Source organism: Streptomyces sp. NPDC006326 (genome assembly GCF_040612915.1).
Taxonomy (GTDB): domain Bacteria; phylum Actinomycetota; class Actinomycetes; order Streptomycetales; family Streptomycetaceae; genus Streptomyces.
Window position 1 is genome coordinate 17,467 of the sequence record NZ_JBEXRC010000067.1, and the last position, 10,061, is coordinate 27,527.

The following is a 10,061-nucleotide window of genomic DNA, read 5'->3' on the forward strand; positions in this document are numbered from 1 at the left end:
GCGGGCCGGCGCCGGACGGGCCGGCGCCGGCGGCCCGGGGCAGGCGGGCCGCCGGCCTCCGGCCGGGGGCGAGCGGGTGGTCCGTCGGCGGCCGTCGTCAGGAGACGGTCGTGGAGCGGCGGAACATGCGGGTCGCCGTGATCTCGCCGTGGATGGTGTCCTCCTCCGCGGACGGCTGGGGCAGCCCCGGGCGCAGGTGCTCCTCGACGCTGATGTACTTCAGCCCCGCCCGCAGGTCGGCGTCGTTGCGCAACCGGATGACCAGGGGGAATTCCGCGAGCGCCGTGGTGTCGAACAGGCCGGTGGTGTAGAGCAGCTGGACACCGAGCGCGTCGGAGACGGCCCGCTGGAGTTCCAGCAGGTACGTGGCGTTCGCGCGCCCGATGGGGTTGTCGAGGAACAGCGTGCCCGCGTGGCGGTGACGGTCCCGTCCCCGGTCGTTGCTGCGCAGTGCCGCCATGGTGCAGTAGAGGGCGATCGCGGCGGTCAGCAGCTGCCCGCCGGAGAACACGTCGCCCATCTGGCCGACCGGCACCCGCTCGGCGCGCAGCACCGCGTCCGGCTTGAGGATCTCCACGGAGACGCCCTTGGGCTCCAGCGCCGCCTGGACCCCGCGCAGCAGCAGGGACATGCCGTCGCGGCGGCCCTCGCCGAAGGAGGCGCCGCTGTTCTTCTTCACGGCCGTGCGGGTCGCCTCGTCGATGACCTCGCCGAGCCGCTCGGTCAGGGTCGCCTGGTCGGGCTCTTCGAAGCGGATGCGCAGGAACTCCTGCCCCGACCACTCCCCCAGCCCCTCGGGGAGCTGGGAGAGCCGCTGGGCGGAGCGGAGGGTGGCCAGGGCGGACTCGACGAGTCCGCGCAGCCGGTCGACGATGCTGTCGCGGTTGCGTTCCAGCTGGGCCAGTTCGTCGGTGAGGACGCGCAGCCGCGGGGCGAAGGCCGCGGCCCAGGCCGCCGCGTGCTCGGGCAGGGCGGAGGCCGGCAGTTCGCGGATCTGCTGGCGCGCCGGGGTGCGTACCTGCTCGTAGCGGGTGGCGTTCGCGTGCCGGACCAGGATGTCGCAGGACTCGCGCACGGCGGCTTCGGCGGCCGAGAGGTCGGCGGCGCAGCCGCGCAGGGAGCGGCGGGCCTCGGCGGCGGACTGGCGGGCCTCTTCCAGCGTGCCCGGGTGGGCCGCCGGCTCCTGTTCGTCGTCCTGGTGGGCGTGGTCGCGGAGCAGGTCCCGCAGCATCGCGGCGGTCTCGTCGAAGCCGCCGGCGCCGTCCTCGGCGGTGCGGTGGGCCCGCAGCAGGTCGGCGTGTGCGGCGCGGGCGGTCTCGACGGCGGCGGTGTGGGCGGCCAGCTGTGCGGTGGCGGTGCGCAGCAGGGCCTGGGCGTGCTCGACGTCCGCGGGGAGGAGTTCCTCGGGGAGCTCGGTGTGGGCCTCGCCCTCGGTCGGGGCGTGCCGTTCGGCCTCGCCGCGCAGCCGGCCGAGCTGCTCGCTGGCGGCCGACGCGCGGGTCTCCAGCATCTGCACGAGGGCTTCGGCGCGGGCGGCGGCGGCCTGCCGGGAGGGGCCGTCGGCTCCGTCGGTGCCTTCGAGGAGCTGGGCGGCGCGGGTGCGGACCTTGTTGGTGAGGCGGTCGAGTTCGGCGAGGGCGGCGCTCTCGTCGCTCTCGGCGCGGGCCTGCTCGGCGCGCAGGTCGGCGCCGACGCCGACCTTCTCGTAGAGCTGGGAGGCGGCCCGGTATGCCTCGCGCAGGTCGGGCAGGGGTGCCTTGGGCGCGGCGTCCTCCTCGGGGAGGGCCTCGGGGGCGCCGGCGATCTCGGCGCGTTCGGCGCGCAGGGCGCGGGCGGTGCGGCGGGCGTCGTCGGCGGCGCGCTGGGCGGCCCGGCGGTCCTCGTCCGCGGCGCGGGCCCGGGCCAGGCAGGCCTCGGCGCGGGCCTCGGACTCGGTGGCCTCGTCGGCGAGTTCGCGGACCTTGGCCTGCCAGCCGGCGCGTTCGCGCAGCCGGAAGGCGAGGCCGGCCAAGGCGTCGGCGGCCCGGCGGGCGCGCTGGGCGGTGTCCTGGCGTTCGTCGCGGACGCGGGCCGCGTCGGCGGCGGCCTCGTCGGCCTCGGCGCGTACGGTACGGGCCTCCGCGAGTTCGGCGTCGGCCTCTTCGGCAAAGGCGCGGGCGGCCTCGGCCTGCCGGGCGAGCTCGGTGAGCCGGCCGGGCGGGCAGCCGGTGCGCCAGGAGGCGAGCCGGGCGGCGAGTTCGCGGTCCCCGGCGAGCCTGGCGGCCAGGTCCCGGATCTCGGTGTCGCGGGCGGTGGCGCGGCTGCGCAGCGCCTGGCGTTCCTCGTCGGCGGCGTGCTCGTCGTGCATGGCCGGGTTCGGCGGGACGATGAAGATGCCGGAGGCGCCCGTGGCGTCGCCGCCGGCGGGGGGCACGGGTGCCAGCAGGGCGGCGGCCGTGCCGACGGCGACGGTCGAGCGGGGCAGCAGGGCTGCGCCGGACAGGACGTCGCGGGCCCGGGCGTGGGTGTCGGGGTCGGTGATGACCACGCCGTCGACCAGTTCGGGGCGGGCGGCGAGGACCGCGGCGTGGTCGGCGGGGTCCACGGACTGGGCGAGGTAGCGCCAGCCGGGCAGGGCCGGGATCCCGTGCTCGCCGAGGTACTCCACGGTGGCCAGGACGTCGGGACCGGGCGGCAGCAGCCCGCCGTCACCGAGCGCGCCGAGGATCCGGGCGTCGTCGGCGGCGGCGGTGCGCAGCTCGAACAGCTGGCGTTCGGCCGAGGCGACGCCGTCGGTGAGCAGGGTGTGGAGCTCGTCGGCGTTCCGGTCCAGTTCCTCGGCGGTGAGCCCTCCGGCGTCGTCGGGAGCCGGGGTGCGGGAACCGGCCGCTGCGGCCGCCGTGCCGGGGTGCCCGGCCGCGCCGGGGTCGTCGGAGCCGTCCGCGGAGGCACCGGTGGCTGCCGCCGTACCGGCGGGCGTGGCTGCGCGCGGGTGCGGCAGGAAGGTGTCCGGGGCCGACGGGAGGCCCAGGAGCTCGGCGAGGCGGGGGGCCGCGGCGAGGGACTCCGCCGCGCGGTGTTCCGCCTGGTGGGCGGCTTCGGCCGCGTCGGCGGCGTCCGCGGCGCGGGCGGCGGTGAGTTCGGCGCGGGATTCCGCGGCGGCGGCCTCGCGGGCGGTTTCGGCCGCGGTGCGGGCGGCCTCGCGGGCCTCGTCCCAGGCGGCCACGGCGGTCTTCTCGGCGTCGCTGGCGGCGAGGGCGGCGCGGGCCGGGTCGGCGTCGGGCGCCGAGTCGTCGAGCCAGCCGGCCCGGACGGCCTCGGCGGTCTCCTGCTGGACCTCGGACAGCCGCGCCCGCAGGTGCTCGGCCTCGCTGCGGGCGCGCTGGGCGGCGGTGGCCGCGGCGGTGGCGTCGCGGTGCGCGGCCTCGCCGGCTTCCTGGAGGGCGGCGGAACGCTCCTCCTCCTCGTTGGCGAGGCGTTCGCCGTCCTCGGCGGCGGTGTGCAGGGCGCGTACGAGGGCGGCGGCTGCGGTGGCGCGCGCGGCCAGGGCCGGGGCGGCGTCCCGCTCGGCCTCCAGGATCGCGGCGGCGACCCGGGCGGAGCGGTCGGCGGCGGCGCGGTGGCGCAGCACCGTCTCGGCGGCCTGCCAGGCGGAGTGCAGGGTGCGGGCTTCGAGGAGCTCGCGGCGCTGGGCGGCGGCGGCCTTGTCGGCGACCGTCAGGGCCAGGGAGGCGTGCCGGTAGGCGAGTTCGGCGGAGATCGCGGCGCTGCGGGCGCGCGCGGACTCGGCGGCGGTCACGGCGTGGGCGGCGGCGGTGACCCGCTCGGCGAGATCGGCCGCGCGCCCCCGCTCCTCGGCGGCGCGCGCGGACAGCCGGCGGGCCAGGGTACGGGTGCGGCGTTCGGCGCCCGCATGGACGTCGCGCAGCCGGGAGCGGGTCTCGGCGGCCTCGACGATCTTGGTGAGGAGGTCGACGGAGCCGGCGGTGAAGTCCCGTTCGGCCATGAGTTCGGAGCGGCGGCCGAGCTTGTTGCCGAAGCCGTGGACCAGGTCGGCGAGGCCGTCGGTGTCGCGGGTGTCGGTGACGGCGCGCAGCAGCAGGTCGGTGAAGTCGGAGTCCTTCTTGACCGCGAAGAGGCCCGCGGCCTCGCCCTCGTCGGCGTTCATCTCGCGCTGGTAGCGGAAGAGTTCGGGGTCGAGGCCGAGTTCGGTGAGGTGCTCGTTCCAGCGGTCGTGGATCTCCTCGAAGTACACCTCAAGGTGCGGGTAGGCCTTGCCGGCCTCGGTGAGGGCGTCGCGGAAGCCCTTCATCGTGCGGCGCCGGCCCTGGGCGCCGGAGGCGCCCTCGACGGGCGGGCGGACGGCGGTGGCCTCGGCGACGGGCAGGTTGTCCAGGCTCAGCCCGGGCCCGGGCCGGAAGGAGTACCAGGCCTCGGCGAACTTCCGCGGGTCGTTGGAGACCTGGCGGCCGCGCCATTCGCTGACCTTGCCGACGACCACGCACTCGCCGGTCTGGGTGTGCTGCCATTCCAGCGCGACGTGGCCGCAGTCGTCGGCGAGGAGGAACTTGCGCAGCACGCCGGAGCTGGCGCCGCCGAGGGTGTTGCGGTGGCCGGGCAGCATCACCGAGAAGATCAGCTTGAGCAGGACGGACTTGCCGCCGCCGTTCTCCAGGAAGAGCACACCGGCGGGTGCGGGCCGGCGCGGCGGGCCGGTGGGCTCGTCCTCGAAGAACTCCGCCTGCGCGGGCGCCGGGTGGGGCACCGGCTCGCCGACTCCGCGCAGGTCGAGCACGGTGTCGGCGTAGCGCGCACCGGCGGGCCCGATGGAGTAGAGGCGGATCCGGGACAGCTCGTACATGGCGGCGGACTCTCGTGGTCTTTCGTAGGTCGTACGGGGACGGGGGCTCAGGCGTGGAAGGGCAGGCCGGCGTCGGCGGCGAGCTCCAGGTCGTCGCCCTCGGGCGGCGGCAGGAGGCTCGCGGAGCCGTCGCTGACGGGGACCACGCCGAGGTCCAGGAGCTCGGCCATGGCCGCGCTGCCCGCCATGTCGCGGACCTGGAGCTGGTAGCGGGGGGTGGTGCGGTACGTGCCTCCGGCGTCGTCACCGGTGCGCTGGAGGAAGCCGGAGTCGGTGAGGAAGGCCGCGGCCTTGCCGACGATGCCGGTGGTGGAACCGGCGAGGCGGCGGGCGTCCTTGGTGGCGCCGGTGGCGCTGCGGCGGGCGTAGACGCGCCAGGCGGCCTCCAGGCCGGGGCGGTCGGTGGCCGGGTCGGTGTTCTCCCCGAGCTCCTCCGCGCGCTCCTCCAGGCGGCGGCAGGCCTGCCGGACGAAGGCGTCGACCCCGTTGACGGTGACGCGGCCGATGTAGGCGTCGTCGGCGAGGTCCTCGGGGCGGGGGAAGGCGAGGGCGGCGAGGGCGAGGTGGGCCAGGCCGTGCAGGAACCGGTCGGCGGAGTCGGCGGTGGTGCGCCGGGCGTAGTCGCCCATCCGCACGGCGAACACGGAGTCCTCTCCGGCGGCCACGGCCATCCCCGCGCGGGGCGAGACCTCCAGGACGACGAGCCCGAGGCCGGTGGCGACGGCGTCGGCGAGCCGCCCGAAGGCGGGGTCCTCGCGGTAGCGTCGCAGCAGCTCGGTGTACTGGGCGTCGCGGGTAGGGAGCAGCTTGGGCTGCAGCCCGAAGGCGACGAGCCGGGCCGCGTCGGCGGCGTCGGCGGGGGTGACGCCCGGGCCGTGCGCGGGCGCGACCGGGGACGGCGCCGTGTCGGCCTCGCTCCACGCGGGGTGCTCGGCGTGGTGGTCGCTCACGGGTGGATCTCCTCGACGCTACGGGTACTGCGGGTACGGATACGGACGTGGACTCGGGTGCAGGGGCGGTGGGCGCCCGCTGCGACTGCGCCGGGGTCGGCCCGGCGCTGCCGGGCGGCCGGTCTGCCGCAGGTCATGAGGCCTCCGTGCGGTCCGCGGTCATCGCCGCCGCGTCCAGCAGGGCGGTGCCGACGATCAGGTCCGCGCCGCCGAATTCGGGGTCGTCGAGCGTGGTGCCGTCGTCCACCGCGAACAGCAGCCGCTCCTCGCCCTGGCGGTAGGCCGTGCCCACCGCGGGGCTCGCCGCGTGCACCGCGAGCAGGGCGACCAGGTACGGCAGGTCCGGGTCCGTGCGCCGGGCCTCGGCCAGCAGTCCGGACAGGCGGCGCGGCGCGTCGTGCGGGAGGTCCAGCAGTTCCATCGCGGCGGCGAGCTGCTCCTCGCTGAAGCGGCTGTCGTCCGGGGTGGCGATCAGGTCCGGCTCCGGCATCTCCGCGCCGAGGTGCTCCCGCTCCACCGGCGGGGTCAGGAGTATCTCCACCAGGTCGGCGACCCGCACGGAGACGGGCGTGCGCAGCCCCGTGCCCCGGGCGAAGAAGGCGTCGGTGACACGGGTGGCGTCGGCGAGCGGCAACGGCAGGACGGGGGCGACCAGTTGGCCGTAGAGGTCGATGCCGGTACGCCCTGCCGGGGCGGCGAAGGCCTGGCGGTCCTGTTCGGCGCGGAAGAGCGGGCCGGCGTCCAGCAGCCTGGACTGGAGCTGGGTGTGGCGGCGGATGCAGTCCTTGACGATGTCGACCAGCTCGGCGGCGCGCCGCTTGTTCTCGGGCTCCACTGCCTCGTCGCGGGCCTTGCGGATGTTGGTCAGGATCGCGTTCTCGTGGCGGTAGCGGTCGGCGACGTGGTCGAGCGCCTCCTCGATCATGTCGGGCACGGACTGCAGCCAGTCCACCGCCCGGACGTTCCGCCGCGTCGCGTCCAACGTACGGCGCAGGGTCTCGGCGTACTGCACGGTGCGGTAGCGGGCCTGCTCGGCGGCCAGCTGGGCGTCCGCCAGCCGCCCCCGGCTGATCAGGACCTCCAGCTTCACCTCGGCCGCGATCTGCGCGCTGGTCACGTCGGTGTCGAGGGCGCCGACCAGGACGTTGACGGCCTCGTCGGTCGTGCGCAGGTACACCGCGCCCCCGTACCCGGGGACTTCCTCGATCAGCTTGAAGTCGTAGTCGCGGCGGACGTAGACCCCGTCGGGGCCGAACGTGCCGTAGATCGCGCGGAAGCCCCGGTCGACGCTGCCGACGTTGATCAGGTTCTCCAGGACCCAGCGGGCCACCCGCTCGTGCTCGGCCGCCGGGCGGGCCGGCGCCTGCGCGGCGACGCGCGGGAGCAGCCTGGCGACGATCTGCTCGTGGTCGGCGCCCGTGTCGAAGTCCATGGTGAGCGTGACCAGGTCGATCGCGGCGAGCGCGACCTCGGCCATCGCGTAGATCCCGTACTCGCCGGCGAGATTGGCCTTGCGTACGTCGAGGTCGTGCAGCGGGGCGGTGCAGGCGAGCGCGCGCAGCCGCCGGGCCAGGCCCTCGTCGGCGGCCGGGCCCGGCGCCGGGGACGGGAGGGTCTTCGCCGGGGCAGGGAGAGTCACGGACAAAGACTAGGCGCTGTCACGGACAACATCCCAAACGGCATGGTTCGGCCGGATCGGTCCCGGGCCGGCCCCCGGCGGACCCCGCCGCGCGGGGGCGCGGCGCGCGCGCTGTTCTACGCTCACCGCATGGCTCCCATGATCACACCTCTGATCGACCTCAACGCCGACCTCGGTGAGGGTTTCGGACGCTGGACGCTGACGGACGACGAGGCGCTGCTGTCCGTCGTCACGAGCGCCAACGTCGCCTGCGGATTCCACGCCGGCGACCCGTCCACCATGCGCCGGGTCTGCGAGCTGGCGGCGCGGCGCGGGGTACGGATCGGCGCCCAGGTGTCCTACCGCGACCTGGCGGGCTTCGGACGGCGCGCCATGGACGTGCCGGCCGGTGAGCTGGCGGACGAGGTGGCGTACCAGATCGGGGCGCTGGAGGTGTTCGCACGGGCCGCCGGCTCCCGGGTGTCGTACGTGAAACCGCACGGCGCGCTGTACAACCGCACCGTGCACGACACCGAGCAGGCGGGGGCCGTCGTCGCCGGCGTGCGGACGGCGGCCGGGACCGGTGACCTGCCGGTCCTGGGGCTGCCCGGGTCGGTGCTGCTGGCGGCCGCCGAGGCGGCGGGGCTGACGGCCGTGCCGGAGGCGTTCGCCGACCGGGCCTACACCCCGGCGGGCACGCTCGTACCCCGCGGTGAGCCCGGGGCGGTGCTGGACGATGCGGACGCCGTGGTCGCCCGGGCGGTCGCCATGGCCGCCGAGGGCGCGGTGACCGCCGCCGACGGCTCCCGGGTGGCGGTGGCGGCGCGGTCCCTGTGCGTGCACGGGGACACCCCGGGGGCGGCGCTGCTCGCCCGCCGGGTACGGGAGGCGCTGGGCGCGGCCGGGGTCCGGGTGGAGGCCTTCGCGTGAGGCCGCTCCTGGTGGGCGGCGAGGCGCTGCTGATCGAGCTCGACTCGGCCGCCGAGGTGGCCGCCTGGCACGCGGAGCTGGAGCGGCGCCGGGCGGAGCTCGGACCCGTACGGGACATCGTGCCGGCGGCGCGCACGGTGCTGCTGGACGGCGTACGGGAGCCGGGCGCACTGGCGCAGCGGATGGCGCGCTGGGAGGTGGCACCGCTCGCCGAGACCGAGGGGCCGCTCGTCGCCGTGCCGGTCCGCTACGACGGGCCGGACCTGGCGGAGGTGGCCCGCAGGTGGGGGGTGGGGGCCGAGGAGGTGCCGGGCATCCTCGGCGGCATCGTCTTCCGGGTGGCGTTCTGCGGGTTCGCCCCCGGGTTCGGCTACCTGACGGGACTTCCGGAACGCTTCCACCTGCCCCGGCGGGCCACCCCGCGCACCGCCGTCCCGGCGGGCTCGCTGGCGCTCGCGGGCGAATACGCGGGGGTGTACCCGCGCTCCTCCCCCGGCGGCTGGCAGCTGGTCGGGACCACCGACGCGGTCCTGTGGGACCCGGACCGGGAACCGGCGGCGCTGTTCGCGCCGGGGGTACGGGTGCGGTTCGAGGAGGCGGGCCGGTGAGGGCGCTGGAGGTCGTACGGCCCGGGGCGCTGACCACCGTCCAGGACCAGGGGCGGCCGGGCCACGCCCACCTGGGGGTGCCCCGCTCCGGCGCCCTGGACACGGCGGCGCACGCGCTGGCCAACCGGCTGCTGGGCAACCCCGCGCAGGCCGCGGCCCTGGAGACCACCCTCGACGGGGTCGCCCTGCGCGCACTGTCCCCGCTGACGGTGGCGGTCACGGGTGCGCCCTGCGCGGTACGGGTGTCGGGCCGCCCGGCGGCCTGGGGAGCCCCGGTCCGGCTCCGGGCCGGGGCGGAGCTGGAGGTCGGCCGGGCGGAGTCGGGCGTGCGCAGCTATGTGGCGGTGCGGGGCGGCCTGGCCGTGCCGCCGGTGCTGGGCAGCCGCTCGCGGGACCTGCTGTCGGGGCTGGGGCCGCCGGTGCTGACGGGCGGCATGGTGCTGCCCGTGGGCGCCCCGGGGCCGGATCCGGCGCGCGGGGCGGACGAGCTGGGGGTGCCGGGGCCGCCGGCCGAGCTGGTGCTGCCGCTGCGGCCGGGGCCGCGGGCGGACTGGTTCGAGCCGGCGTCGCTCGCGGCACTGTGGCGTGCGGTGTACCGGGTGTCGCCGGCGTCGAACCGCATCGGGCTGCGCACGGAGGCGGGCCCGGCGCTGGCCCGGAGCCGCCCGGGGGAACTCCCGAGCGAGGGCATGGTCCTGGGCGCGGTCCAAGTCCCCCCGGACGGCCTCCCGGTGGTGTTCCTCGCGGACCACCCGGTGACGGGCGGCTACCCGGTGATCGGCGTGGTCCCCCCGGGCCCGGCCCTCGACGCCGCAGCCCAGGCAAGGCCGGGGACGGCGGTGCGCTTCGTGGGCGCGGGAGCGGTTTGAGAGCGGGGGGGGGTGGGGGTGGGGGCCGCGGCGGGAGGGGGCGGTAGGCGGGGCGGGGGCTTCGGGGGCGGGATGCCCAGGGGCGGGGTCGGAGGGGGTCCGGGGGCGTCCCGTCAGTCCACTGTCCTTCCGTGTCGTGCCGGCCCGTCAAGGGCGCTCCTCCTCGTTCCTCGTCGTCGCGTCGCTTCGCGATGGCCTTCGGCCACCCTTGACCGCCCGGCCCGCCCCGGAAAGACAAAGACTGCC

Annotated in this window: 6 protein-coding genes; 3 read left to right on the forward strand and 3 right to left on the reverse strand. The window is 76.9% G+C overall.

Annotated elements, in window-relative coordinates:
* Positions 1-97 precede the first annotated feature (97 nt).
* From ABZ128_RS32920 to ABZ128_RS32930, 3 genes are all read right to left on the reverse strand, one after another.
* Complete coding sequence (locus ABZ128_RS32920) at positions 98-4,840, reverse strand: hypothetical protein (RefSeq protein ID WP_356853257.1); 4,743 nt, start codon at positions 4,838-4,840, stop codon at positions 98-100.
* A gap of 47 nt (positions 4,841-4,887) precedes the next feature.
* Positions 4,888-5,790: a hypothetical protein gene (locus tag ABZ128_RS32925; protein WP_356853259.1), complete on the reverse strand. Its 903-nt coding sequence runs from the start codon at positions 5,788-5,790 to the stop codon at positions 4,888-4,890.
* A 133-nt stretch (positions 5,791-5,923) separates the two neighbouring features.
* Positions 5,924-7,429 (reverse strand): hypothetical protein, encoded by a 1,506-nt coding sequence (locus ABZ128_RS32930; protein WP_356853260.1) that lies wholly within the window; start codon positions 7,427-7,429, stop codon positions 5,924-5,926.
* Positions 7,430-7,558: 129 nt separating this feature from the next.
* On the opposite strand from ABZ128_RS32930, the gene ABZ128_RS32935 reads away from it, so the two are divergent.
* The 3 genes from ABZ128_RS32935 to ABZ128_RS32945 are packed head-to-tail and all read left to right on the forward strand — an operon-like array spanning position 7,559 to position 9,815.
* On the forward strand, positions 7,559-8,338 hold the full coding sequence (locus tag ABZ128_RS32935; RefSeq protein WP_356853262.1) for a 5-oxoprolinase subunit PxpA: 780 nt from the start codon (positions 7,559-7,561) through the stop codon (positions 8,336-8,338).
* Complete coding sequence (locus ABZ128_RS32940; protein ID WP_356853264.1) at positions 8,335-8,946, forward strand: allophanate hydrolase subunit 1; 612 nt, start codon at positions 8,335-8,337, stop codon at positions 8,944-8,946. The genes ABZ128_RS32935 and ABZ128_RS32940 overlap by 4 nt, the downstream gene beginning before the upstream one ends.
* On the forward strand, positions 8,943-9,815 hold the full coding sequence (locus ABZ128_RS32945) for a biotin-dependent carboxyltransferase family protein (protein ID WP_356853266.1): 873 nt from the start codon (positions 8,943-8,945) through the stop codon (positions 9,813-9,815). The genes ABZ128_RS32940 and ABZ128_RS32945 overlap by 4 nt, the downstream gene beginning before the upstream one ends.
* The last annotated feature ends 246 nt before the right edge of the window (positions 9,816-10,061 follow it).

Excerpts from the sequence above, each read along its gene's own strand:
- ABZ128_RS32920 (WP_356853257.1), bottom strand. The coding sequence starts at position 4,840 with ATGTACGAGCTGTCCCGGATCCGCCTCTACTCCATCGGGCCCGCCGGT.
- ABZ128_RS32935 (WP_356853262.1), top strand. The coding sequence starts at position 7,559 with ATGGCTCCCATGATCACACCTCTGATCGACCTCAACGCCGACCTCGGT.